We start from the raw sequence: 25421 nt of genomic DNA, 5'->3' as shown, positions 1-25421 counted from the left end.
TCTTGCCGCCTCTGCAACATACATCTCCCTCATCCTGAGTAGAGATTGCTGAAACTTTGAGTGAAAAGGACTGGCGGCTTCTTTTCCGATCGCCGTTCAATGGGCTTCAGGCAACACCTGCCCAATATCAACGAGCGAAGGCCCGTCGTACCAGCCTGTCACTGCGCGCCGGGCAGGACCAGCGGCGAGCCGACGTCGCGTGTCAGAAGGTCTTCAATGGAAACCGGCGGGTCCAGGGGGGGCAGGCTGTTCGAAGGATTGGTGACCGGGGCAGTATCTGGCGCTGCGGTCAGGTCTTCCAGGTCCGGCGTCTCCAACACGGCCCGAATGCGCTCTGCAAAGGGAGCCGCGGCAACAGCCGGGGCCGGTGCCGGGGCTGGCGCAGGCACTGGCGGCGGCGCGGCGCGGGTTTCCCTGCGCGGCGCATCGTCGGTCTTTTGCGGAAGGGCTGAATTTTCCTGCTTGTCCGGATCCGGCTGAGGCTGAATGTCTTCGCCGGACTGCTCTTGCTCAAGACGAAGCTGCTCCTCTTCGGCCGCCCGGGCTGCCTGACGTTCCCGGCGGGCTTCGCCTTCCCGCTGGTTTTTCAGTTCCCGCACAAGCCGGTCACGTTCCAGAATTTCCGCCTGAAGCTTCTCGACGCGTTCAACCTCCCGCTCAAAGGCACGCAGGGTGAGATAGGCGGTAAACGGCGCGATGTCGATGCGGCGTTCCGGAGCCTCGACCGCACCCTCGAACAACAGCCCGACCTGCGGTTCAGCACCGGTGACCGCGTCCTCGCCCGGATCGACTTTCAACGAGAAATCCGCATCGAGATCGTAACTGGCGAGATTGACTTCGGCACTGCCGAAGATCTCCGCCTTTTCGGCATCGACAACAACGTTGCGGGCGCTCAGTCGTCCGCCCACCATTGTCAGCGTGCCGTCAACGCGCTTGAACGGAAGACTTCCCGCCGCCATGTGGCTGACGAAAACGTCACGGATCTTGTTCTCCTGAAGATCCAGTCCCGCATCCACCGCGCGTGTCACCAGCGGGAAGGCCTGCGGATTTAGACCGCGGAAGTCGCCGTTTTCCATCGAGAACGTGCCGCCGCCGTTGAGGCCTGACACGATTGCCGAGATCGAGCGTCCCGCCCCTTCGAATTCCAGATAAAGATCGAGCGTGCCGGAAGCGACCGCCCTGTTGTCCGGTCGCCAGGACACCTGCCTCAGATCGGCATTGTCCAGTTTCACCCGGCCGGAAGCCGCGGCCTCCGCCTCGGTCCGGCGAATCGAGAGGCTGCCGTCAAGCTGACCACCGGCAAAGGCCCCCTGCAGTCCATCGAGGCGGAACAGGCTGGGAGACAGGCGAATTTCGGCACTCGGACCGGTAATGGCGGTGTCTTCGTCCAGCAGCATTCTGTCTGCCTTGAACTGCATGGTCAGGTCGAGGCCATCCAGAAGCGGCGATCCGAACGGGGTTGTCGGCCAGATGCTTGAACCGTCCCCAGCCGAGAACCACTGATCGGGACCAAGGACCAGTTCCGTCATTGTGCGCAGATCGGCCTCGGACACCGTTATCTCACCGGAAAAACGTCTGTTACGTTCGCCCGGCGCCGGTTCAAGGTCGCCTTCCAGACGACCTTCGAACGTCGTCGTTCCGAGCGAGCCTTCAGCCCTGCTGACAGCCATAGAGCTGCCAATCCCTTCGACATCGACCGAAAGCGCTGCAGGGATCGTGCCGCTCATGACCGGCAGGACCCGACCGGCCATCAACGCCAGCGGGCCAAGGTCCGCTGTCTCTGCGGTCACCGAAACAAGGTATTCCGGCGCCTCATCCTTTTTCAGGGTCAAGGTTCCGTTGGCTTCAACGCTGGATCCGCCGATCTCCGTGGAAAGGTCGGTGGCCAGCCCCTTTGCCGGGATGCCGGAAACATTCAGCGCCAGATGGCCTGTTCCGGCAGCTTCCAGAGGAATGACATCAAACCCGAGCTGCTGCAGAAGCCGGCCGCCATCCGGGCCCTTCAGTTCCACACCGACGGCAACTTCGGCATCGTGCCACTGGTCGACACGGCCCTTGAGCTCTGCATTGATCGCAGCGTCGGCGCCGCCCGCGCTCCCATCCAGGCGCAGTGTCATGTCCGTTGCTTCGCCAACCGCAGCCGCCTTCAACTCGGCATCGAACTTGGCAGGCACCAGACTTGCGGCTGCGCGCTCCAGCCGTTCAACAAAGACTGTTTCGGGAAACAACCCGCCTGCCAGCGCAACAAGACCGGACAGGTCCCGGGCGTCAAGCGTTCCGGACACAGCTCCCTCAGGTGCTGAAAAGAGATTGCGGATATCGCCGGAGACATCGAGCCGGGCGCCTGCAAGGTCATTTGCAAACAGCCTGTCGATCCTGACGCCGCCGTCCGAATACTCTGCCTCCAGCGCCAGACCTTCGCCCTCGACGCCGCGTGCCACCACCTGTTTGGCACGAAGGCGCAAGGAAACATCGAGGCCTTTGGGATCTGCCGGTTCTCCCGCTTCGACAGCCTGAGGGTGAAGCAGCGCAGCCAGGTTTTCGATCTGGTCCAGATCGAGCCGGTCAGCTTCCAGAGAGAGCGAGAATTCCGAATTGCCGCTGCGTGGAATGCGGTAAGCCAGGCCGCCGCGGGCTTCGGAACCGGCAATGGTCAGACGCAGATTGTCCAGCGCCGCTCCTTCGGGCACCAGGTTCAATCGTCCTTCCAGGGAAACTGGTTCGATAGTACCGACGCCGGCTTCCTTCTGCCGCCACCAGCTGAGAAGCGACCCCGGCTGGTCCGAGCTGATAGACACCGCACCGCGATAGGTCAAAGACGGCTCCAGGCCGAGGTCGCCCTGGGTGGCAACCGTCGTGCGGCCCGGCAGGCGTCCGGCAAGGCGCGCGACGCGCCAGCCACCCAGCATGGTTTCAAGATCCAGGCGAACATTCTGGATGATGCCGCCACCGGCCACCAGCGCCGGAACATCCATGGATACAGCACCGTCGATGGACGGCAGCGGCACGACGCGCAGGGCAGCAATTAGCCGTGTCGCCGCCTCGTTGATGTCGACGGGGGATTGCGGTCCACCGCCCAGCAACCTGTCCAGATCGACCTGCTTCGACTTCGCACGGATTTCAAAACGCTTTTCGCCGGCATAGATCAGATCCGCATTGCCGGTCATGCTCAGGCGCCGGTCTTCGGGACCATAGCGGAACTCGAACTCAGGAACCGCCACCTCGGCGATATCGGCAGTGAACTGCCCTTCCGCCTGCCAGATATTCGGATCGTTTTCTTCCAGCGCAACAGAGGCGATGGTGAAGCGGCCGTCGAATTCGGGCGCGGCGTCGGCCACCTGAAGCTGACCGTCGAAAGCAAAGTTCACCGGCCTGTCGGTGGGCGTGACTTCGCCTTTGACGCGCAGTCCCGCGTTTTCCTGTGCGCGACCCGTCGCAAGACTGACCGTATAGGGCGCACCATTCAGCGTGAGACTGCCGGCGCCCCGGAACGGGCCTTCTAGCGAGCGTGCGGACACGACCAGATTTCCGTCATCAATCCGGTTGATTTCGCCGGACCGCGCATCGACGATCGTCAATGCGCCGTCACGGATCGTCACCTTTTCGAAGGACAGGTCATCCGGTGCCAGTTTGGCAATGGCGCCGCTCGACGTCATGGCCGTCAGCCAGTCCAGTCGACCAGCCTCATCAAGTGAAAGTGACAGGTGCGGACGATCGAGTTCCATGTCGAGAACCCGAATCTCGCCCTTCAGCAGCGACGGAAGCTCGATGCGCATGTCGAAGCGCGACACCACCAGCAGCGGATCTTCGGCACCACCGACACGCACGTCGGAAAAACTGATGGAGGGCGCAGGCAGAAGCCGCAGGTCCGCCTCCCCCAGCACAGTCACCCTGTGCCCGAGCGCGCGCTCCGCATAGCTTTCGAAAGTCGACCGATAGACGGTCCAGTCGATAAAGAACGGCCCGACCAGCGCTGCCACCAGCACCAGAATGACTGTTACACCCAACGTGATGTAGACGGAGTTCAGGCCTTGTCTCCTTGTTCTCCAAAGTCACCGGATATCGTACCGGATAGATGTAGCCGATCCGTGCTGCAGTGCAAACACAGGATTTCCGGCGCCGGCCGGATCGCCGCCCTGCGGCGTCCGGCGGAGCAAAACGAGCTTATTGAACTGATTCGATACAATATCATGACTGCGGCAGGATCTTGCCGGGATTCATCAAATTGTGAGGATCGAGCGCCAGTTTGACAGCGCGCATCACATCAAGCGCTTCGCCATGTTCCTTGGCCATGTATTTCTGCTTGCCCTGGCCGACACCGTGTTCGCCGGTGCAGGTACCCCCCATGGCGATGGCCCTGAGCGCAAGCCGTCCGACAAAGTCCTCCGTCCGCTGCTTTTCTTCCGGATCGTCCAGGTTGACCAGGATCTGAACGTGGAAATTACCGTCACCCACGTGACCGACGATTGGCGCCAGGAAACCTTCGTTGCGGATATCCTCGGCCGTGGCGGCAACGCAGTCCGCAAGCCGCGAGATCGGCACGCACACGTCCGTCACCATGATGCTGGCTTCAGGCTTCAGCGACTTGCCCGCCCAATAGGCGTCATGCCGGGCTGCCCAAAGTTTCGTCCGGTCTTCGGCCGCTGTCGCCCATTTGAATGGCCCGCCGCCAAACTCCTCGGCAATCGCCGAAAAAGTTTCCGACTGCTCTTGCACCCCGGCTTCAGATCCGTGAAACTCAAGGAAAAGCGTCGGAGTTTCAGGCAGATCCAGCTTGGAATAGATGTTGCAGCCGCGCACCTGAACTTCATCCAGAAGCTCGATACGCGCGACAGGCAGACCCATCTGGATGGTGGTGATGACAGCATTGCAGGCGGATGCAACATCCGGGAACGGGCAGACGCCACCGGAAATGGCTTCCGGTTGACCGTTCAGGCGCAAGGTCAACTCGGTGATGATGCCGAGCGTGCCTTCAGAGCCGACAAAAAGCCGAGTCAGATCATAACCCGCCGAGGACTTCTTCGCCCGGCCACCCGTCTTGATGATCCGTCCGTCCGCGGTCACCACGGTGAGGCCGAGGACTGCGTCTTTCATCGTGCCGTATCGAACAGCGTTGGTGCCCGATGCACGGGTCGCCGCCATGCCGCCGATGCTGGCATCCGCCCCCGGGTCGATCGGAAAGAACAGGCCGGTGTCGCGAATAAAGCTGTTGAGCTGCTTGCGCGTTACCCCGGCCTCGACCCTGCAATCCAGATCCTGCGCATTGACCTCCAGAATGTTGTTCATGCGGGACAGGTCTATGGAAACGCCGCCGAACGGTGCATTCACATGCCCTTCAAGCGAGGACCCCGTGCCGAACGCGATCACGGGAACCTTGTGAGCTGCGCAAATCTTGACGGCTTCGGCGACTTCCTCGGTCGTCTCCGCAAAGACAACTGCATCGGGCGGCTGATTCTTCAACCAGGTGGTGGTGTGGCCATGCTGTTCCCGCAGAGCCATGGACGTGGAGCAACGGTCCTTGAACAGGCCCGTCAGCTTTTCGATGGCAGCGCCGATCGCGCCATTCTTTTCAAGGACTTGCGCTCCGTCGGACGCGGTTGCCAATTCCGGCATTCTCATTCCTCCTGGGGCCGCGACTTTGTCTGCGCGGTAAAAAACCGAATATGTTAGCCCCGGCCCGAAAGGTCAAAGCCTAATGGGCATTTCCCGCAAGGTTGGACACAATGGCGCAAGGAGGATTGTGAAGGTGACTTGGGACGCAAAGCCGGTGGAAAGCGAAATCATGACGGTCAGGGACGACTGGATCGATTACAACGGCCATCTGAACATGGCCTATTACAACGTCCTGTTCGATACGGCTGTCGATGAGGTCTTTCACCGTCTCGGCATGGGTCCCGACTATGTGAAGACCCGTGGCGGCTCGTTCTTCACCGCAGAGGTACATGTGTGCTACCTGCGCGAACTCAGCGCCGGCATGAAGGTGATCGCGACGCTTCAGCTTGTCGATTTCGACGCCAAGCGTGCGCATTTCTATCAGGAACTGCGCCACGCCGAGGAAGGCTGGCTGTCGGCGACATCAGAACAACTGAGCCTTCATGTCGACATGAACGCCCGCAAGGTCGCTCCCTGGCCGGAGGACATTGCGGCCAACCTGACGGCCCTGTCGCAAGCTCATGCCAGTCTGCCGCGCCCGGAACGGGCTGGACGCCATATCGAGATCCGCAAGAAACCCTGAGCAACTGATCGACGCGAAAACAAAAGCCCGTGGATCGGCAAACCACTCCACGGGCTGACATCCGAACCGATGGCCTCAGCCGTAGTGGTTGGAGACGACGACGCCGGCGATTTCCTTGGAATCGACCACCCCGACCACATCATCCGGACGCGGAATACGGCCATCGCCCGACACAATGATCGCGCAACTGCGATTGCGGTTGTTCATGCGGGTGATCACCGAATTCATGATGTTGGTTGCCGGTGCAATCACGAAATCGCTTGAGAGGATCGCGCGCAGCGTTTGCCCGGCGAAGCGGTCGGCCTGGTAAGGAATGGTGCCGAGGCGCACAAAGCCGGCAATCCGGGGCCCGTCGGACGCGATGATGTGGGATCCGCCATCGGCACTCACGGCGGAAATCGCTTCCTGGACAGGTGTATCAAGCGGCAGGATCACGAAGTTCTTTGCCATCACTTCCTTGATCGGCTGCACCAGATACATGTTGGTGTGCCGGTTGAGCGGGATCGGTTTGCCGCGATGGCGCAGCTTGACCGTGTAGATGTTGTCCTTGATCAGCCAGCGCCGGACACCGACCGCAATCGCGACCGCCAGAACCAGCGGCACGATGACGTTATAGTCCCGGGTCATCTCGAAGATCATCACGATGGCAGTCATCGATGCGCCGGTTGCACCGCCCACGAGCGCTCCCATGCCAACAAGGGCGAATTCCACCGCCGTAAATCCGCTGTCCGGGAACAGGTAGGAACACAGAACACCGACCATGCCGCCAAGCGTCGCACCGATAAACAGCGACGGCGAGAAGACACCGCCGGAGGCCCCCGCACCAAGGCTGATCGATGTCGCGATGATTTTCGCAATGAAGAGAACAGCCAGCAGTATGAATGTGTAAGGGGTCGAATTCAGGATATCCTGGATCGTGGCATAGCCGACGCCTGCGGTGTGGTAATGCCCCGTGGTGAGCATCAAAACATAGCTGAGCGTGCCGATGATCAGCATGCCGATGATGTTCTGGGTGTAGTCATTGCCCGGGAGCTTGGGGAACAGGTCCTCGCACCAGGCGAGCGTGCGAATGAAGGCCCAGGAGGCAATACCGGCCAGGACACCGAGCAGTGCATAGGCGCCCAGCTGGATCGGCGCGATGGCTTCGATAGCCTCTTCCGCGGAGATCGGCACGATAAAGGCCGGGTCGAGACCAAAGGCAATCCGGCCAACGTATGTGGCTGTCGCCGTGGCAACGACCACGGGCAGGAATGTCCGGTTGCTGACCTCGGGCAACAGCATCTCGACAGCAAAGAGCACCCCGCCAAGCGGCGTATTGAAGGTGGCGGCAATCCCCGCCCCTGCCCCAGCAGAAAGCAGCGTGATCTTTTGCCAGCGCGGCAGATGCAGCGCCCGGGCGATCGTCGAACCGAAGGAGGCGCCGATCTGGATGATCGGCCCCTCGCGGCCGACGGATGCACCGGTTCCGATGGAGATCGCCGAAGCAAAGGATTTCACCAGCGCCACCACGCCGCGAACGTCGCCCTTCTTGTGGTAGACCGCGAACATCACCTCCGGCACGCCGTGTCCCTTGGCCTCCGGAGCGAAGGTTTTCACCAGGAACACCACGATCAAACCACCGACGACGGGTACGAGAATGACCAGAGCGCCAAGCGGACTGGCATCGGCAAACTGGTTGGCGTCGTAAACGGTCGAAAATTTTCCGTAGTAGAAAAGATTATGAACGACCGAGATCAGATATCGGAAGAAAACCGCACCAATGGCTGCGACGATCCCGATAAAGAACGCCACAAGACACAACATGGGCACGGAAAATACGCGTTCTTCGCGCGCGTCTGGGGGGCCGTCACCGGACAGTGACGGGGTATCGGACGGTTCAACAACGGACATGGCAGGCCAACACTTCTTGGCTAAGAGGGCTACTTCTGGCGATTTGCCGGAGCCCAAAACAGCCGGTCTAGGCGACCGGGATGGCGACATGGCCTGAAGGCTTCGACCCCCTCTCCTTAAACCTGAACACATGAAAATCAAGGGACAAGCCGGATTTTTTCAATTTTGACGGTGAAGTGACGCGGTTCCTCCGTAAAATGGGGCCGTAATTCAGATTGGCTTTTAATCTCAGTTGAGTCACGCCGACCAAATGCCAGACCGATTGAACTTTCTTTACAGGCTCGCCCCTTCCATTCGTTCCGGCATCGCCGGGCTTCTCGCTGGCATCGGGTTCAACTTCAGGGAATTTCTGCGTCAGAAAAGCCATATCGTCTGGCTGCTGGCCCTTCTGATCGGCTCTTTCGTCTCCTGGGCGGCCATTATCTTCCGTGAGATCATCAGCCTGGTGCAGCTGCCCTGGCTTGGCACGGCGACGGAACGTGTCGTGAGCGCCGCCGCGACACTGCCGTGGTACGTGATCGTTGCCGGGCCCACCATTGGCGGATTGCTGGTTGGCCTGCTGCTTCAGTACATGCAACCGATGCAGAGAACGTTCAGCGTGGCGGACGTGATCGAGGCTCGTGTCAAAGGCGGACGCGGGCTGCCGTTCTGGCCGGGCATATCATCAGCCCTAATCACGGCGTTATCGCTCGGCTCCGGCGCTAGTGCCGGGCGTGAAGGCCCCGTCGTGCACCTGGGAGCAACCATCGGTGCATCGGTCGGGCGCCTGTTTCAGCTGCCGGATTCCGCGCATCGCATTCTGCTGGCCTGCGGCGTTGCCAGTGCGGTATCCGCCTCTTTCAACGCGCCTATCGCAGGCGTTCTGTTCGCACATGAGGTCATTCTCGGGCACTATGCGATGTCGGCCATTTCGCCCATCGCGATTGCCGCCGTAACGGGAACCGTATTCTCCCGGCTCTGGTTCGGCGACGTTGCCGCCTTTGTGATCCCGGGACACCAGATCACCTCCTATTGGGAATTTCCCGCCTTTGCGCTTCTGGGGCTGGTTTCCGCCCTCGTGGCAATCCTGTTCCAGTTTGCATTGATCGGAACGGATTGGGTTGCCCGGAACATTTCGATGCCGGTCTGGCTGCGGCCTGTTATTGGTGGTTTCGCGGTCGGGCTCATTGCTCTGGTCTTTCCCGACGTGCTTGGCGTCGGCTACGAGACCACGGACGCCGCCCTCAAGGACCAGTTGCCCCTTGCGATGCTGTTCGCTCTGCTGTTTGCGAAAACGGCCGCGACCGCGATCACGCTGGCGTCCCGTTTTGGCGGCGGCATCTTCTCGCCATCGCTCTATCTGGGGGCAATGACCGGAGGCGCCTTCGGGCTGATTGCCGCCTCCGTCTTTCCCGAACTGGCTTCAAGCGAGGGGCTATACGCGATCCTGGGAATGGGGGCCGTTGCAGCAGCAGTTCTCGGCGCGCCCTTTTCAACAACCATGATCGTTTTCGAATTGACCGGCGGCTACACGCTCTCGATCGCCCTGCTGCTGACCGTGTCGATCGCAACGGGCCTGACGCAGGCCGTTCATGGCAAATCCTATTTCCACTGGCTGCTTGGCTTGCGCGGCTATTTCGTGAATGACGGCATCCACCGCTTTCTGGGAGAAACGGTCAAGGTGAAGGATTTCATGGACCCTCCCCCGGCCAATGAGGAGGATTGCATTTTCCGACCCGGTCAGGACGGCAGCTACCTTCATGATACAGACTCGCTTGAAAGCGCACTGAAAAGCTTCGATTCCTGCGGAGAAGCCTCGCTTCCCGTCGTCAGCACCAAAGATGCAACCAGGATCGTCGGACAGGCGCGCCACGTAAAGGCGCTCAATCACTTCAACTCGGAGCTGATCAAGGCTAACGAGGAAGAGCACCACTAACGGACACCTGCAGGAATTCCGCCTAGAGGATAGTCCCCAAGGTCAGAATTTCGAAGGTTCCGTTACCAGGATCTTGCCCGCATAGCGATGCGATGCCATGCCTTTCAGGCGGAATTGCAGATCCTTCTGGGCCATGTAGAACCGGGCTTGGCGCCCCCTGAGGCCTGGCAGATCGAACGGGTCAAACCCCGCCCACGGCAGGAATGGATTTCGACGTAGCGAGCCATAAATGCCCACGCGTACCGACGGTCGCTTGCTGGCGGCGCGGGCATGAAAGCCGTGGGTATCGGCAACGACCAGCGTGTTGCCGGGAACTGCGAACCTCACCGGCTCGGGATATTTCAGCCGACCCAGTTCTTCCGGAGCAAGGCGGAAGGAACCGCGAGCATGCAGCGTGTTCTTGTCGCCACAGGCCGACAGGCTCTGTTCACGTTCCCATTCCAGCCGTTCCGGCGTCAGCCGGTGCGATCCGGGAATATACGTGAAAGGTCCCTCGGCATCATCGATGTCATAGAGGAAGAACCACGATTTCGCGGTCTGGTGGAAGGTGTCGGAATGGAACGCCGTTTGCGGGTCGGCCTTCCGCTTGGTGTCCGGATTGGTCATGACGATATGCAGGTAGACCAGTGGATCACCATTGGTCGACCCGACATAACGCAGACCGTTCTGGAACGGCTTGCTCCAGACGAAGGCCTTCAGATGCGGCAAATCTGCAAGCACACTGGGCGGCAGGGGAACGAACCGCGTGACGGCATTGCCCTGGCGCATGTCCCAGGCATCGAAGCGCGTTGTTTCAACTTCCTTGCGCAGCGCCGCCAGTTCATCTTCCGGCAGAAGATTGCGGGTGGCGATAAATCCGTCTTTTGCATAAGCAGCGCGGTCAGCTTCCGGCAGCAGGTGCTCCAACCTGCGGCGGCGCGAATCCGCCATGGATTCCGCCAGCTTGATGCGCTTGGCGTGCAACCCGGCCTCGTTCAGCCGGCGGCTGCCAATCAGCGGGTTGTCCCGAAACGACTTGGCTCCGGTTGCCAGCTCGGCAGCGTAAAGCGGCATCTTGAGAACATCCGCGGCGCGCATTGAAAACCTCAGCTCGATAAACAAGAATTCAAAATAGGAAGGCCGGTCGAAACCGGCCTTCAGGATCTTTTAGATCGCTTTTGTCGCCTGTTCCAGCCAGATCCGCTCTTTCGCGCCCACAAGGGGGCCGATCTCGGCACGGACCCTCTCATGATACCGGTTCAACCAGTCGCGCTCGGCCACCGTCAGCAGAGCAGGCTCAATCAACCGAAGATCCATGGGCACAAGGGTTATCGTTTCGAAGCCGAGCATCGGGCGTTCCCCACCCGGCAAATCACGCGCAGGCGTGACGACTTCCAGGTTTTCGATCCGGATGCCGTATTCGCCCGCCGGATAGTAGCCCGGCTCATTCGACAGGATCATGCCCGGTTTCAGCGGCACCGTGCCGGTTTTGGCAATGCGCTGTGGTCCTTCGTGAACACTGAGGTAGGCACCGACGCCGTGTCCGGTGCCATGGTCGAAATCAAGACCGGCCTTCCACAGATCGATCCGGGCAAGCGTATCGAGCTGCGCACCCGTGGTGCCTTCCGGGAACTTTGCCGTCGAGATCGCAATATGTCCCTTCAGCACCAGCGTGTAGTGCTTCTTCATCTCCGTGCCGACTTCCCCGACCGCAAGTGTGCGGGTGATGTCGGTGGTACCGTCTTCGTACTGGGCACCCGAATCGATCAGGAACGGTTTGCCGACCGGGATCTTGAGATTGCTGGACCGGCTGACCCTGTAATGGCAAATCGCCCCGTTCGGGCCCGCACCGGAAATCGTGTCGAAGGAAATATCCTTCAGAACGCCGGTTTCCTGGCGGAACTCCTCAAGCTTTTCCGCAGCGGCGATCTCATCGAGATCGCCCTTGGGGGCAACTTCGTCAAACCAGCACAGAAAATTGACGAAAGCAGCTGCATCGCGGACATGCGCGGTGCGCGCGCCTTTCAGTTCCGTCTCGTTCTTGATCGCCTTCGGCAGCAGGATCGGGTCTTGCGCTTCCAGCAAGGTTCCACCTGCCTTGGTGATGGCGTCGGCGATGCCGATTCCCGCCAGGCCCGGATCAATCATCACCCTGGCACCAGCCTTGCCGAGCCCCTCCAGCCCCGGCTTGAAATCAGCCGGTTCACTGAGGTCCGTCAGATCGGCGAGTGCATCGCGAACGGAATTGGACAACTTGCGGCCATCAATGAACAGGGACGGCTTGCCTTCTGCCGGAACCGTGGCGAAGGAGAGCGGCAACGGCGTATGGGTGACGTCAGACCCACGGATGTTGAACAGCCAGGCAATCGAGTCGGGCTGCGTCAGCACGCAGGCATCCGCCTTCTTGTCTGCGAGGGCCGACTGGATTTCGGCAATCTTGTCCTCCGCACCGCGTCCGGCAAGCTCAACCGGATAGAGAAAAACCTGACCAAGCGGCGGTTCCGGACGGTCCATCCAGACACTGTCAACCGGGTTGTCGTTCAGCTTGACCAAAGTGGCGCCGGCCGACTCACAAATCTCCTCGAGACGGCGAACCTCTCGCACCGTGTGCAGCATGGCATCGATGCCCAGCTTCTGCCCTGGCTGCAGTCGTTCGGCCAGCCAGTCAGTCACGGGCTCATTGACAAGATGGCGCGCCGGAAAGACCGCCATGTCGACCTGGTCACGCACCTGAATGGTGTATCGGCCGTCAACGAAAATCGCGGCTTCTTCCCCCAGAACCCCCGCCATGCCGGCAGATCCCGTAAAGCCTGTCAGCCACTGGAGGCGGCAATCATGCGGCGGCACATATTCGCCCTGATGCGCATCGGCGCGCGGCACGAGAAAGCCGTCGAGACCACGGCGGGAGAGTTCGGCTCTGAGAAGCGCCGCATGCGGCGCGCCACAGGAAGGATCACTGAGATCGTCAAAGGTCTGGAACATGGCCGCAAGATAATTTCGCGGCCCCATCCGATCAAGCTGGATAATTATTCCGCTTGAATTGGTTCAGCAGCATAATCTTCCCTATATTTCGCACTGCAGCAAAATCTTTCGCATATGCGAAGAGCGCAAGGCTGGCATGCGTTTCAAGGCCTACCTGAGGTCCCGGTAAAGGCGCATATAGGGTTCAGACAAGAAAAAAGACGTTTCTCCCTAGGGAAGCTCTTAAACTTCAAATGGGAATGACCACGATGACCATGAAAACAACCACCTCGACCCGCGCCGGCGGCAGCTTCATGCGCCGCGCTTTCGACCGCATGATTGAAGCCCGCTCCATCCAGGCACGCCGCTATGTCAACGGCTACCTGCTGTCACTGGACGACGCGACCCTTGCCTCCCACGGCTACGACCGCGCCCAGCTCGAGCGCGAAGGCACCTCTACCAGCGCGTTCTAAGGGGCTCAGGACGGTTTAAGTAAAGACCACTGTGCACAAGAAAAGACCCGCCGAAAATTTCGGCGGGTCTTTTTGTATCTGCAGTCAAGATTTCCGGGCACCAGAATAATAGAAACGGCTCTCCCCTTCCCTCATCCTGCGGAGCTTGACGACGACGAGCGTCTTGCGGGCGAGGAGATGATCATCGCTGCTTCCTGGCAGATTGCGGACGCAGTCAGGCCTGTTTACGTCCCCGCACAAGAGTAAGCGTCAACCAGCCGTCCTTTTCGCCGCGCCTGTCCAGAATGAAACCCTGACAGCCGTAGGCGAACAGGATCCGGGGGCCGTCTTCCACCCTGAGGCCGGACAGCACGAGGGTTGCGGTCGGCGTCATGCGTTCACCGATGGACTTCGCCATCTTCATCAACGGCCGCGCCAGGATGTTGGCGATCACCAGATCGAACGGACCAAAGAGACGGAAGCGGCGGTCTTCAATTCCATTGGCGGTAAACCCACGAACAAGATGCCCCGCACCGTTGAGCCGGGCGTTTTCCAGCGCCGTTTTCGTCGCAACAGGGTCGATATCGGTTGCAAGAACCAACTGGCGGGATTGAAGCGCTGCGGCGATAGCCAGCACACCTGTTCCCGTTCCAAGATCGAGAATGCTGTCATACGCGCGCATGGACAAAAGCCTGTCGATTTCCTCAAGGCAACCCGCGGTCGTGCCATGGTGACCGGTTCCGAAGGCAAGCGCGGCTTCGATCTCGATGCCGATGGCCCCACCTGGAACCTTGTCTCTATCGTGGCTGCCGTGAACAACGAAACGACCGGCCTTTACCGGCTTCAGCCCTTCCAGGCTCTTCTCGACCCAATTGATATCCGGCAGTTCTTCTGCTTCCAGCGGCGCGGCAAATGCATCGGCGCCGACACGGTCGCGCACCGTCGCAGCCGCCTCTTCCGGCTCCATGTCGAACAGAAGAATTTCAGCCGCCCACAGGCGTCCGTCCGGCGTTGCTTCGTAGATGGTCACCGGATTGCCGTCGTCCTCAAACGCCCGTTCAAGAATCTCGGAGATCCGCTTGGCTTCCAGTTCTTCAGCCGTGATCCGCACCCGGATGGTTTTCATCGCCGCTCGCGCCTGTGGTTATTGGGGTCAAGGCGTGCGGTATAGCGGGAAGCGGCCAGCGATGCCAGCTTGAAACGGTCCCGGGACTGGGCAAACCGGGTCTGTGCCCCATTTCATTTGGAAATGCGAGGAAACACCCATGACTTGCCCCCGTTCGCACCTAAACTGGCTGCAAGTGACCGGATGTCTGGTTGCTGCCCTTCTTTGCCTCCAGCTTCTCATCCTCCCCGCCTGGGCAACGTCCGAGCAGGATCAACTGTTTGAAGCCTTGAAGAACGCTCCGAATGAAGAGGCGGCCAGCAAGATCGAAGATAGCATCTGGCACACCTGGCTGGATGCCGCCCCCACGCCGGAGATCCGGCAGAAGGTGGACGAGGCCATGCGTAAACGAGGATCCTATGACTTTCAGGGTGCGAAGGATCTGCTCGACACGGTCGTGGAAGAAGCACCGGATTACTCGGAAGGCTGGAACCAGCGTGCCTTCATCCTCTTCCTGCAGGGTAATTACGAAGCCAGCCTCGAAGATATCGAACGCGCCCTTGCCCTGGAACCACGGCACTTTGGCGCCATGTCCGGCAAGGCAATCATCTTCATGACGCTCGGCAGGGTGCAATTGGGGCAGGAAGTGCTGCGTGAGGCCGTCGGTATTCATCCCTACCTGAAGGAACGCGACATGCTGATCAAACCGCAAGGTGTCGATCTCTAGAACGGCCCCATGCTCAACGTGCCACAGGCTTTGGGGCCAACCCAATAATACATCAGGCGCGAGACCACATTCCCGGTTCTATTGGAGCGTAGCCGTCAGAAGCAGTTCACCGGACTGGTTTTTGCAACCAGCCGATCAGTGCCGTTCGACGAAACTGTCGATGACCTTCTTCACCCCTGCCTTTTCAAAGTCGATCGTCAGCTTGTTTCCCTCGATCGACTTGATGGCGCCATAGCCGAACTTGATGTGGAACACGCGTTCACCCAGAGAGAATTGCGATGGCGTGTCACTGACGGATTTCGCCACCAGCTCTCCTTCGATGGTCAACGGCCCCTGACGCTTTTGCCGCGCGGACTGATACCCACGGCCGCCGCCATCGGAAAATCCGCTGGAGGACTGCTTGGCACGCTGCGCACGTTGCCAACCCGGCGTGGAGTAGCTGCCCTTGTCGAAGGGATCATGACTGTCGAACCGGGACGGTCCGTAGCCGCCACCGCCATAGCCGCCATAGCTGGACGAAGCTTCGGCAATCTCGACATGGTCCGGCGGCAGCTCGTCCAGAAACCGTGAGGGAACGGTTGACTGCCAGAGGCCGTGAATTCGCCGATTGGACGCGAAATAGAGCTTTGCGCGTTTCTTCGCCCGGGTGATGCCGACATAGGCCAGCCGGCGCTCTTCCTCCAGGCCGGCGCGACCGGATTCATCCAGCGCGCGCTGGTGGGGAAACAGCCCCTCTTCCCAGCCGGGCAGGAACACCGTGTCGAATTCCAGCCCCTTGGCCGAGTGCAACGTCATGATGGATACGGCGTCGGTCGCATCCGCGCTGTCCCGGTCCATGACGAGGGAAATGTGCTCCAGGAAACCGGCCATGGATTCAAATTCGTCCATAGACCGGATCAGTTCCTTCAGGTTGTCGAGGCGTCCCGGCGCTTCCGCCGACCGGTCCTGCCGCCACATCTCGGTGTAGCCGCTCTCATCGAGGATGATTTCCGCCAGTTCGGTGTGTTTCATCTGGTCAAGCTGACGCCGCCAGCGCTCGAAGTTGTCGAGCACGGACTTCAGCGCGTTACGCGGCTTCGGCTTCAGTTCTTCGGTATCGATAAGCTGGCTTGCCGCCTGCATCAGTGGAATACGCTCTGCCCGGGCAACACCATGGACCAGTTTCAGCGTCGCATCGCCAAGACCGCGCTTCGGCGTGTTGACGATGCGCTCAAACGCCAGATCGTCCGCAGGCTGCGCGACACAGCGGAAATAGGCCATGGCATCGCGGATTTCCATGCGCTCATAAAAGCGCGGACCGCCGATGACCCTGTAGTTAAGCCCCAACGTGACAAACCGGTCTTCGAACTCGCGCATCTGGAAGGATGCCCGCACCAGAACCGCCATTTCATTGAGCGAATGACCTCGCGACTGAAGGGTCTCGATCTCGTCGCCGATGGTACGCGCTTCTTCTTCGCTGTCCCAGACGGAGGCCACCGACACCAGGTCGTGGTCGGGTTCCTCGAAATCCGTGAACAGCGTCTTGCCGAGCCGGCCTTCGTTAAAGGCAATCAGGTGGGATGCGGCAGCCAGGATATGGCTGGTCGAACGGTAATTGCGCTCCAGGCGAATGACGGTAGCGCCCTTGAAGTCATGTTCGAAGCGCAGGATGTTATCGACTTCCGCGCCGCGCCAGCCGTAGATCGACTGGTCATCATCACCGACACAGCAGACATTCGGGTTGCCCTGGGCCAGCAGGCGCAGCCACAGGTATTGCGCGATGTTGGTGTCCTGATATTCGTCCACCAGCATGTAGCGGAAGCGGCGCTGATATTCCTTGAGGACATCCGGCTGCGTCTTGAACAGCGTGATGACATGCAAAAGCAGATCACCGAAATCGGCCGCGTTCAGGATCGACAGACGCTCCTGATATTCCTCGTAGAGCTTTCGGCCCTTGCCGTTGGCAAACGCCCGCGCCTCGCCTTCCGGGATATCCTTTGGTCCCAGAGCCCGGTTTTTCCAACCATCCAGCATCCCGGCAAAGGCCTTGGCCGTCCAGCGCTTGTCGTCCAGCCCCTCGGCCTGGATGATCTGCTTGATAAGGCGGATCTGATCATCGGTGTCGAGGATCGAGAAGGACGATTTCAAGCCGACAAGTTCGGCATGCTTGCGCAGGATCTTCACACAGATGGAATGGAACGTGCCGAGCCACGCCATGCCTTCCACATTGCCGCCGACAAAACCGGCAATGCGTTCCTTCATCTCGCGCGAAGCCTTGTTGGTGAACGTGACAGCCAGAATTTCGGACGGCCGCGCCAAGCCGGTTGCCAGGATATGCGCAATGCGTGTTGTCAGCACGCGGGTCTTGCCCGTACCGGCACCAGCCAGCACCAGAACCGGCCCTTCGGTTGTTTCCACCGCCAGCCGCTGCTCCGGGTTCAGCCCCGTCAGATAGTCCGGCGCCCGCCGTGCCGCCATCGCCCTGGCCGCGATCCCTCCTTGCGGCCGCACGGGAGCAGGCGCGGACTCCGCCCGCGTGCCGATAGGCTGGAATGGATCGTCAAAGGAATCGTCGTACCCGTCCGGGTCGGTCATGGTTTACTGGTCCGGTTTCAAGCGCTTGTTTTGAGAACAATATAGCAACATGCCGGCGCTGGCGAGGCAGGAATGACCGATTTGGTGGGGACAAGAAGCGGGCTTTTCTTATTTGAACCGGCAACTGCGTGAGGCCGCCTCCTTTGACAAAGCCGCGACAGATTTCAGGAACCCCAGAGGTTTGCGGTTCCAGCGAGCACAGGGGGTACTGGATCCCGGTCTTGCCGCTACGCGTCAAACCGGGATGACAAGAAGCAAAGCCATGCCCTGAAGCCTCTCTCTTGTCATCCCCGCGCAGGCGGGGATCCAGTAAACAAGGGAGCCTGTTGCTTGACCAAGTGGCGGGAGAACAAGCCATGCGCAGCAAACGATCGAAGCGACGCAAAAGTGTCAAACCAGTTTAGCAAACAGGTCGTCCCAGTTTGGATTCCGTTCTTCGATCAAACGGATCTTCCAGGCACGATTCCAGCGTTTGAGCTGTTTTTCCCGCTTGATCGCCCACTCGATTTCCTCGTGAACTTCGTAATACACCAACCGATGCACGCCATACTTCGCGGTAAACTGGCTTCCGATGCTTTCACGGTGCTGCGAAACCCTGCCCAACAGATCATTCGTCACCCCGACGTAGAGCGTGCCGCCCAGTCCGCTTCCAAGAATGTAGACATAGTATTGCTGATCGAGGTGCAACGTGGAGCCTTCGTTGAAATTCTTCCCGGATATACGTTAGTGCTTTTGATTTGGCATTGCCGATAACGGTTTCAGGAACCCCAGAGGTTTGTGGTTCCAGCGAGCACAGGGGTTACTGGATCCCGGTCTTGCCGCTACGCGACAAACCAGGATGACAAGAAGCAAAGCCATGTCCCGAAGCCTCTCTCTTGTCATCCCCGCGCAGGCGGGGATCCAGTAAACAAGGGAGCCCGTGCATCATGCCGCCCCTGCCTTATCTTCGCAAAACAGAGATAGAGAAGGTAGGAGCGCCTCAGGCCCCCACCAGATCGAACCAGTCATCCTCGGAGATGACTTCGATCTCCAGCTCCTGCGCCTTTTTCAGCTTTGAACCAGCACCAGGACCGGCCACCACGAGATCGGTCTTTTTCGAGACGGAACCTGCCGTCTTGGCACCAAAGCGTTCGGCCATGGCCTTGGCTTCGTCGCGGGTCATTCGTTCCAGCGAGCCGGTGAAAACCACTGTCTTGCCTGCGACCGGTGAGCCGGAGGCGTTGATCTTTTCAGCGTCCTTGGGTGACACCTCGACCAGAAGCGCGTCGAGTTGGTCGAGATTGTGTTGCTCGGCAAAGAACTCCGCCAGCGCCTCGGCAACGATATGGCCGATGCCGTCGATGTCATTGAGCTCTGTCCAGGCTTCACCCGCCGTGTCATGCGCCGCCTTCATGGCAGCATAGAACGCCGCCCAGGAGCCATAGGCACGTGCCAGAAGTTTGGCGTTGCCCTCGCCCACGTGACGGATGCCAAGGGCGAAGATGAAACGATGAAGGTCAATCTCTCGCCGCGCGTTGATTGCCTCGAAAAGGTTCTTCGCCGAAACGGCCCCCCAGCCTTCCCGGTTGCGCAACTTGGTGAGAGAGCGCTTGTCCCGCTCCTCCAGCGTGAAGATGTCCGCCGGGGCCATCACAAGGCCTTCCTTGTAGAAGGCGTCGACCTGCTTGTCGCCGAAGCCTTCGATGTCGAAGGCATTGCGCGAGACGAAATGCTTGAGCTTTTCCGTTGCCTGGGCCGGGCAAATCAGACCGCCGGTGCAGCGGCGCACCGCATCACGGCGTCCGGTTTTTTCCTTTTCCTCGCGCACCGCGTGGCTACCGCAGGCGGGGCAGACAGTTGGAAACTCGAAGGCTTCCGCCCCATCGGGGCGTTTGTCCAGATCGATATCGACAATCTGCGGAATGACGTCGCCGGCACGCTGGATCTTCACCGTGTCACCGATACGAAGATCCTTGCCGCCACGGATCGACTCTCCGTCCTGGCCAATACCCTTGATATAGTCTTCGTTGTGGAGGGTAGCGTTTGAAACGACGACACCGCCCACCGTGATCGGCTCCAGCTTGGCAACCGGCGTCAGGGCACCTGTTCGGCCAACCTGGATCTCGATGTCGTTGAGGATGGTGTAGGCCTGTTCGGCCGGGAACTTGTGAGCGATCGCCCACCGGGGAGACCGCGAGACAAAGCCGAGGCGCTCCTGAAGGTCCAGCCGGTCGACCTTGTAGACCACACCATCGATATCATAATCGAGCTGGGCACGGCTTTCCTCGATGCCGTGATAGACCCCCAGGAGCTCTTCCACGGTTTCACAGCGTTTCATCAGCGGATTGACCTGAAAACCCCAGGTTTCCAGCTGCTTGACCATGCCGAACTGGGTGTCTTCCGGCAGCTCGCTCATCTCGCCCCAGGCATAAGCGAAGAACCGCAGCGGGCGGGATGCCGTGATTTCGGATTTCAGCTGGCGCAACGAGCCGGCCGCAGCATTGCGCGGGTTGGCGAAAACCTTGCCGCCATTGGCTGCCATGCGCTCGTTCAGCGCCTGAAAATCCTTGTGCGCCATATAGACTTCGCCGCGCACTTCAACGACGCCCGGCACCGTGCCGGACAGCTTTTCCGGAATATCCTTGATCGTTTTCGCGTTCTCGGTGACGTTTTCACCTGTGGTGCCGTCACCTCGCGTTGCGGCGTAAACCAGAGTGCCGTTTTCATACCGAAGAGACAGCGACAGACCGTCGATCTTCGGCTCCGCGGTAACTGCCAGAGACCCCATCAGCGGATCGAACTTCAGAAACCGGCGCACGCGACCGACGAAGTCCCGGACGTCGTCATCGTTGAAGGCATTGTCCAGCGACAGCATCGGCACCCGGTGAGTAATCTTGCCGAAACCGGACGCAGGGGCCGCCCCTACCTGTGCAGAGGGACCGTCTTCAAGAATGAGATTGGGAAACCGGGCCTCGATGGACGCGTTCCGCCGGCGCAGCGCGTCATAGTCCGCATCCGAGATCACCGGGGCATCTTCCTGGTGATAGCGGCGGTCGTGCTCGGCGATTTCCGCCGCCAGCCGTTTCAGCTCGACCTGTGCTTGCTCCTGCGTCAGGGCGTCGATGTCGGTTTGGGCGAAGGAAGTGTCAGTCATGATGTCTTCACGAAATGTGTCAGCGGGACAGGCCGAGTTGATGACCGGATAAAATCGGATACCGGAACCGAATGGCGGGCTCAAGCGTTGATAGCACATCGAACCGGCAAAACTCGATGCTGGTCAATGTTGGAATGAGGAGACACGAATGGCTTATCAGGACCGTGAAACGCATTATGTCGAGAAGACGAACGGCAACAGCGCTGGCTGGTTCATGGCCGGAGCGCTTGTCGTCGCGCTGATCGCAGGCGGCCTGCTCTATGCCAATGGCTTTTTCACGAACGACGAAGAGCTGAGCATCGAGCTGAATGTCCCCAACCTGGGAGAAGGTGAACTGAAGCTGCCTGACATGAAGGAAGCACCGCTCGTCAAGGAGCCGTAAGACCATTTCTCATTTGAAAACTGCACCACAGGGCGGGAGCTTCGGCTAACCCGCCCTTTTTTTGTCCACCTCTCCGGATCCTGTTTCCTATTCCGCAGCCGTCAGCAGCCTGCGCGCTGCGGCGCGGGCTTCTTCCGTGATAACGCTGCCGGCAAGCATCCGGGCGATTTCCTCGCTGCGGTGGTCTTCATCAATACGCTGGACGCGTGTTGCCACCCGGTCCTTCCTGGTCGCTTCCTTGGCGATCAGGAAATGCCCTGCAGCGCGAGCTGCCACCTGCGGGGCGTGGGTAACCGTCAGAACCTGAACGCTGCCGGCAAGTCGTGCCAGACGCAGGCCGATGGCCTCGGCCACTGCACCGCCCACCCCTGTGTCGATCTCGTCAAAAACAAGCGTCGGGGCAGAGCCCTTGTCGGCGAGAGACACCTTCAGGGCCAAGAGGAAACGGGAAAGCTCGCCACCAGACGCGACCTTCATCATCGGCCCCGGCTTCGTGCCTGGGTTCGTCTGGACATGGAACTCCAGCTGATCGATGCCCGAACGGCTGCGGTTTTCCGGATTGCTTTCAACTTCGACGATGAATTTCGCCCGCTCCAGCTTGAGGTCGGGCAACTCCATTTCAACAGCCTTTTCCAGTGCCTTGGCTGTCTTCCGCCGCTTGTCCGAGAGGCTGGCTGCCTTCTTGTCGTATTCGGCACGGGCTTTTCCAGCAGCACTCACCAGCGCCGCCAACTTGTCTTCACCGGCATCGAGATCGGCCAGATCGCCGCTCATGCGGGCACACAGGGCGGACAGTTCGTCAACCGGCACCGAGAACTTGCGGGAGGCAGCACGAAGCGCAAACAGCCGCTCTTCGACAGCTTCCAGTTCGCGTGGATCATATTCGGTCTCACGCAATGCGCTTTCCAGTCCGCCGCGGGTTTCTTCCAGAAGATCCATCGCCTCGGCAAGCGTGCGGACGGGCTGGCCAAGAAGATTGGGCACCTGGTCGGCCTTGCGTTCCAGACGCCGCAGCAAGCTGGCCAGTTCCGGGATTGGCGACGCAGTGCCGTTCAAGGTTTCAAAGGCTTCGTTCAGATCACCGGCAATCTTCTCGACCGCCATCATGTCCGTCCGCCGGGCCGCCAGTTGCTCCTCTTCGCCGGTTTCCGGCTTGAGGGCTGACAGTTCATCGACGGCAGCACGCAGGAAATCAGCCTCGTTGCGCGCGGCTTCTATACGTTTCTCGTGATCTGTCACCGCCTTGTCGGCAGCGCGATAGGTGGCAAAGGCCTGTGCTACGGCCTCGGCTTCGGCCGTCAGCCCTCCGAAAACATCAATGAGAGCCCGGTGGCTTTCCGGGTCAACCAGGGCACGGTCATCGTGCTGTCCGTGGATTTCCACCAGCAGCGCGCCCGCCTGGCGCAGCAGTCCTGCACTGACGGGTTGATCGTTGACGAAGGCCCGGGTGCGGCCGTCTGACGTCTGGATACGGCGCAGGATGATGTCGCCATCGTCATCGACATCGTTCTCGCGCAGGAACATGCGAACGGGATGATCCGCCGCCACATCAAAGACAGCCGTCACCTGTCCTTGCGCCTCGCCATGCCGCACGAGATCGGCATCACCACGCGCGCCGAGTGCCAGCGACAGGGAGTCGAGAAGGATGGATTTGCCCGCACCGGTTTCGCCGGTGAGAACCGACATGCCGGCGGCAAATTCGAGGTCAAGACGGTCGATCAGAACGATGTCACGGATAGACAGCGCGACCAGCATGAAGGGATGCTCCTTAAAGTTCGGCCCACCATATAGGAGGACCGAAGCGTCTTGAAAGAGCCTGTTTGGGCCTTTTCAACCTCATTTGCGAGGCTGAAGCCATTTCGGGATTAAACTAGGCGTCAGATGCTCTTGAAGGCGCGGCTGATCCAGCTGCCGCTGTCTTCGGAAGGCTCGTACCCACCCTTGTTGAGCAGCGAATAGGCGTCCTTGTACCACTGGCTGTCCGGGTAGTTGTGCCCGAGCACGGCTGCGGCCGTCTGCGCTTCGTTGACGACACCGAGCGCGTAGTAGGCTTCGGTCAGGCGGAACAGGGCTTCTTCCACATGCCGCGTGGTCTGGTAATCGACGACAACTGTCTTGAAGCGGTTGATCCCCGCGATGTAGTTGCGCTTCTTCAGATAGAAGCGACCGACCTGCATTTCCTTGCCGCCAAGCTGGTCATGCACGATGCGCAGCTTGCTTTCGGCATCCGGCACATATTCCGATTCCGGGAAGCGCTGGATCAGCTCGTTGAACGCACCGGCTGCCTTCCGGGTCACGGCCTGGTCGCGGGTAATGTCCGGCATCTGGCGGAAATAGGCCTGACCGGCGAGATACAGCATGTAGGCTGAATCCTCGTCCCCCGGATAGAGCGTCACGAACCGCTTCGCCGCAGTTACGGTTTCCGTGTACTTGCCGCGCGAGTAGTTCAGGAACGCCAGGTTCACCAGCGACTTCTTGGAGTATTCAGAATAGGGATAGAGCTTGTCGAGCTCTTCGAATTTCTGGGTCGAATCGCGCAGTTTGCCTTGCGCGCGCAGGGACAGGCCTTCGTTGAACAGAACTTCCGGCGGCGTATCGTTGAGTGCCAGCTCATCGAGATCGTCCTTGCCACCGCATGCGGCAAGCGCAAGCGGTACAGCCAGAACGGCCAATCTCAGGAAGGTTTTCATGTGTTTGGCTCTGTTCACTTCAGAACCAGTATCCATTCCGTTCACGCCTATACTCCCGGACCTTTCCGGCCCCTAAGGCCCATGTCATGCGGCCTTGCAAATTTATCGACAGGAGTGTTTAGCGGAAATCACCGGTCCCCGTCACGTCCTCATCGGCCATCTGACGGTTTTTTTGAGCAATTTTATGGCAACCGGTCCAAATAGGTTCCGAATTCCGCCGAAAAGAAAACGGCCGCTTCATCAAAGCGGCCGATCAAAATTATATCAGGAGACGTCAGGCCCGAAAGCTGCAGCGGCTGCGATACCGCCCTTGTCGACCTGGCCGACCTTGCGGAATGCAGGCGACTCGACGATTTCGAACGCGCTCGGATCTTCAAACAGCTTGACCAGGATCGCGTGGTTCATCTTGTGCCCGCCCTTGTAGGAGCGGTAGAGACCCAGGATCGGCAGACCGGCAAGAGCCAGGTCGCCAACCGCGTCCAGCGCCTTGTGACGTGCAAACTCGTCCGGCCAGCGGGTGCCTTCCGGATTGAGAACCTTGTCCTCGGCAATCGCCACGGAATTTTCCAGCGACGAACCCAGGGCAAAGCCCATCTTCCAAAGCTGCTCGACATCCTTCACGTAGCCGAAGGTGCGCGCACGGGAAAGCTCGTCACGGAACACGTCCGGGGTGATGTCGGAAGAGAACTGCTGGCGACCGATCAGCGGCGTGTCGAAGTCGATGGTGATATCGAACTTGGTGCCGTGGTAGGGGTGCAGCTCGCACCATGCCGTGCCGTTGTCGACACGAACGGTCTTCTTCACCTTCAGGTACCGGCGTCCCCGGTCCAGGCGTTTCAGGCCGATCTGCTCGATTGCTTCGACAAACGCAACGCTGCTGCCGTCCATGACCGGCATTTCCGGACCGTCGATTTCTACGATCAGGTTGTCGACACCCATGCCGAAAAGAGCTGCCATGAGATGTTCAACGGTCGCGACACCTTCACTGGAAGGATCGCCGAGAACGGTGCAAAGTGCTGTTGCGGATACCTTGTTCCAGAGTGCCGGAACTTCGGTGGAGTTTTCCTGGTCGGTGCGGGTGAACACAATCCCCACACCAGCTTCGGCCGGTACGAGAGTGATCGACGCGGGTTTGCCCGAATGAACGCCAATCCCGGTCAGGGTCACCTGATCGGCTAGCGTCGTCTGTCGGTCAACATATGCGGTCATAAAACCCTGCCCTTCCGGTTTGCGGCGGAAACAAGCCCTCTATTTGCCCTTAAAGGGTTACGGACTTTTAACGATCCCGCGTTGGCTGGGAACATAGTCCCGAACCCCAATTGGGCGAAATAAAGCTTTATTACGATTTGTAACGATTCACAGGCTTTCAAATCACTGA

Annotated in this window: 17 protein-coding genes; 5 read left to right on the top strand and 12 right to left on the bottom strand. The window is 59.8% G+C overall.

Going from position 1 to position 25421, the window contains the following annotated elements:
- Positions 1–158: 158 nt before the first annotated feature.
- Positions 159–4007: an AsmA family protein gene (locus B0E33_RS21270; protein ID WP_077292359.1), complete on the bottom strand. Its 3849-nt coding sequence runs from the start codon at positions 4005–4007 to the stop codon at positions 159–161.
- A gap of 181 nt (positions 4008–4188) precedes the next feature.
- Positions 4189–5619: an FAD-binding oxidoreductase gene (locus tag B0E33_RS21265; protein ID WP_439126665.1), complete on the bottom strand. Its 1431-nt coding sequence runs from the start codon at positions 5617–5619 to the stop codon at positions 4189–4191.
- A 76-nt stretch (positions 5620–5695) separates the two neighbouring features.
- On the opposite strand from B0E33_RS21265, the gene B0E33_RS21260 reads away from it, so the two are divergent.
- Entirely contained in the window at positions 5696–6235 is a 540-nt protein-coding gene (locus B0E33_RS21260; protein WP_023000514.1) for a thioesterase family protein, read from the top strand.
- A gap of 75 nt (positions 6236–6310) precedes the next feature.
- Here the strand turns inward: B0E33_RS21260 and B0E33_RS21255 are convergent, their stop codons facing one another.
- Entirely contained in the window at positions 6311–8125 is a 1815-nt protein-coding gene (locus tag B0E33_RS21255; protein WP_023014552.1) for a chloride channel protein, read from the bottom strand.
- A gap of 250 nt (positions 8126–8375) precedes the next feature.
- Between B0E33_RS21255 and B0E33_RS21250 the strand changes: the two genes are divergently transcribed.
- Complete coding sequence (locus B0E33_RS21250; protein WP_208997677.1) at positions 8376–10040, top strand: chloride channel protein; 1665 nt, start codon at positions 8376–8378, stop codon at positions 10038–10040.
- A gap of 42 nt (positions 10041–10082) precedes the next feature.
- Here B0E33_RS21250 and B0E33_RS21245 read toward each other — a convergent pair whose 3' ends face one another.
- A complete protein-coding gene (locus B0E33_RS21245; protein WP_077292357.1) occupies positions 10083–11117 on the bottom strand; it encodes a phytanoyl-CoA dioxygenase family protein in 1035 nt (344 codons plus the stop codon).
- Positions 11118–11186: 69 nt separating this feature from the next.
- Positions 11187–13001 carry an aminopeptidase P family protein gene (locus tag B0E33_RS21240; RefSeq protein WP_077293513.1) on the bottom strand — a complete coding sequence of 605 codons (1815 nt, stop codon included), beginning with the start codon at positions 12999–13001 and terminating at the stop codon, positions 11187–11189.
- A gap of 248 nt (positions 13002–13249) precedes the next feature.
- Here B0E33_RS21240 and B0E33_RS21235 point away from each other — a divergent pair, with 248 nt between their 5' ends.
- The gene (locus tag B0E33_RS21235) at positions 13250–13453 is read left to right on the top strand and encodes a hypothetical protein (RefSeq protein WP_051990144.1); all 204 of its coding nucleotides are present in this window, start codon (positions 13250–13252) and stop codon (positions 13451–13453) included.
- Positions 13454–13667: 214 nt separating this feature from the next.
- Here the strand turns inward: B0E33_RS21235 and B0E33_RS21230 are convergent, their stop codons facing one another.
- On the bottom strand, positions 13668–14558 hold the full coding sequence (locus B0E33_RS21230) for a 50S ribosomal protein L11 methyltransferase (protein WP_023000508.1): 891 nt from the start codon (positions 14556–14558) through the stop codon (positions 13668–13670).
- Between the two features lie 139 nt (positions 14559–14697).
- On the opposite strand from B0E33_RS21230, the gene B0E33_RS21225 reads away from it, so the two are divergent.
- Positions 14698–15264 (top strand): tetratricopeptide repeat protein, encoded by a 567-nt coding sequence (locus tag B0E33_RS21225; RefSeq protein WP_077292355.1) that lies wholly within the window; start codon positions 14698–14700, stop codon positions 15262–15264.
- 135 nt (positions 15265–15399) lie between these two features.
- On the opposite strand, the gene B0E33_RS21220 is transcribed toward B0E33_RS21225, so the two are convergent.
- The 3 genes from B0E33_RS21220 to ligA form a co-directional block, all read right to left on the bottom strand.
- Complete coding sequence (locus tag B0E33_RS21220; RefSeq protein ID WP_055655459.1) at positions 15400–17838, bottom strand: ATP-dependent helicase; 2439 nt, start codon at positions 17836–17838, stop codon at positions 15400–15402.
- Between the two features lie 390 nt (positions 17839–18228).
- A complete protein-coding gene (locus tag B0E33_RS21215) occupies positions 18229–18525 on the bottom strand; it encodes a GIY-YIG nuclease family protein (protein WP_077292354.1) in 297 nt (98 codons plus the stop codon).
- Positions 18526–18817: 292 nt separating this feature from the next.
- Entirely contained in the window at positions 18818–20971 is a 2154-nt protein-coding gene (gene ligA, locus B0E33_RS21210; RefSeq protein ID WP_077292353.1) for an NAD-dependent DNA ligase LigA, read from the bottom strand.
- 148 nt (positions 20972–21119) lie between these two features.
- Between ligA and B0E33_RS21205 the strand changes: the two genes are divergently transcribed.
- Positions 21120–21353 carry a hypothetical protein gene (locus tag B0E33_RS21205; protein ID WP_023000503.1) on the top strand — a complete coding sequence of 78 codons (234 nt, stop codon included), beginning with the start codon at positions 21120–21122 and terminating at the stop codon, positions 21351–21353.
- Between the two features lie 87 nt (positions 21354–21440).
- Here B0E33_RS21205 and recN read toward each other — a convergent pair whose 3' ends face one another.
- The 3 genes from recN to lpxC all read right to left on the bottom strand — a co-directional run bounded on the left by recN (position 21441) and on the right by lpxC (position 25252).
- Positions 21441–23108, bottom strand: coding sequence for a DNA repair protein RecN (recN, locus tag B0E33_RS21200; protein ID WP_077292352.1), 1668 nt, complete (start codon positions 23106–23108; stop codon positions 21441–21443).
- Between the two features lie 122 nt (positions 23109–23230).
- The gene (locus B0E33_RS21195; RefSeq protein ID WP_023000501.1) at positions 23231–24043 is read right to left on the bottom strand and encodes an outer membrane protein assembly factor BamD; all 813 of its coding nucleotides are present in this window, start codon (positions 24041–24043) and stop codon (positions 23231–23233) included.
- A gap of 264 nt (positions 24044–24307) precedes the next feature.
- Positions 24308–25252 (bottom strand): UDP-3-O-acyl-N-acetylglucosamine deacetylase, encoded by a 945-nt coding sequence (gene lpxC / locus B0E33_RS21190; RefSeq protein WP_077292351.1) that lies wholly within the window; start codon positions 25250–25252, stop codon positions 24308–24310.
- Positions 25253–25421: the final 169 nt, after the last annotated feature.

The organism is Roseibium algicola (assembly GCF_001999245.1).
Taxonomy (GTDB): domain Bacteria; phylum Pseudomonadota; class Alphaproteobacteria; order Rhizobiales; family Stappiaceae; genus Roseibium; species Roseibium algicola.
The sequence above is the reverse complement of the archived record's forward strand: the minus strand, read 5'-3'. Positions and strand labels throughout refer to the sequence as shown.